Source organism: Intrasporangium chromatireducens Q5-1 (genome assembly GCF_000576575.1).
GTDB lineage: Bacteria > Actinomycetota > Actinomycetes > Actinomycetales > Dermatophilaceae > Intrasporangium_A > Intrasporangium_A chromatireducens.
Window position 1 is genome coordinate 1 of sequence record NZ_AWQS01000552.1, and the last position, 737, is coordinate 737.

1 protein-coding gene is annotated in these 737 nt (G+C 71.8%); it reads left to right on the top strand.

Translation table 11 applies throughout. The annotated features are described in order from the left end of the window. The first annotated feature begins 12 nt into the window (after positions 1 to 12). The gene (locus N864_RS22830; RefSeq protein WP_034723003.1) at positions 13 to 708 is read left to right on the top strand and encodes a LuxR C-terminal-related transcriptional regulator; all 696 of its coding nucleotides are present in this window, start codon (positions 13 to 15) and stop codon (positions 706 to 708) included. The last annotated feature ends 29 nt before the right edge of the window (positions 709 to 737 follow it).

Genomic DNA, 737 nt, shown 5'->3' on the forward strand with positions numbered 1-737 from the left:
GGAGCACTCTGCATGAGCCCCGCCCGCACGATCCGCATCGTCATCGTCGACGACCACCACATGTTCCGGACTGGCGTGCGCGCGGAGCTGATGGGACTCGCCGAGCGCGCACCGTTCCAGCTCGAGGTCGTCGGCGAGGCGGGGGCCGTCGAGTCCGCCGTCAGCACGATCAAGGAGCAGCGCCCCGACGTCGTCCTGCTCGACGTGCACCTGCCCGGCGGTGACGGCCATGGCGGCGCCGACGTGATCCGGGGCTGCGCCGGGGTGGAGAGCGAGCGCGGCGGCGCGGTGCGGTTCCTGGCGCTGTCCGTCTCGGACGCGGCCGAGGACGTCATCGCCGTCATCCGCGCCGGCGCCCGCGGCTACGTCACCAAGACGATCAGCGCCGAGGAGCTGCTGACGGCGATCGAGCGGGTCGCCGACGGCGATGCGGTCTTCAGCCCCCGGCTGGCCGGCTTCGTCCTCGACGCGTTCGGTGCCGCGGCCGGTGAGGTGGCCGAGATCGACGAGGAGCTCGACCGCCTCTCCGCCCGCGAGCGCGAGGTCATGCGGCTCATCGCCCGCGGCTACCAGTACAAGGAGGTCGCCAAGGAGCTGTTCATCTCGGTCAAGACGGTCGAGACGCACGTCTCCTCGGTGCTCCGCAAGCTGCAGCTCTCGTCCCGCCACGAGCTGACCGCCTGGGCGATGGGCCGCCGCCTCCTCTGACCGTCGAGCGAGCGCAAACTCCGGTTCCC

Bases quoted from the DNA above. Each gene is read 5' to 3' on its own strand.
- N864_RS22830 (WP_034723003.1), top strand. From the start codon at position 13: ATGAGCCCCGCCCGCACGATCCGCATCGTCATCGTCGACGACCACCAC.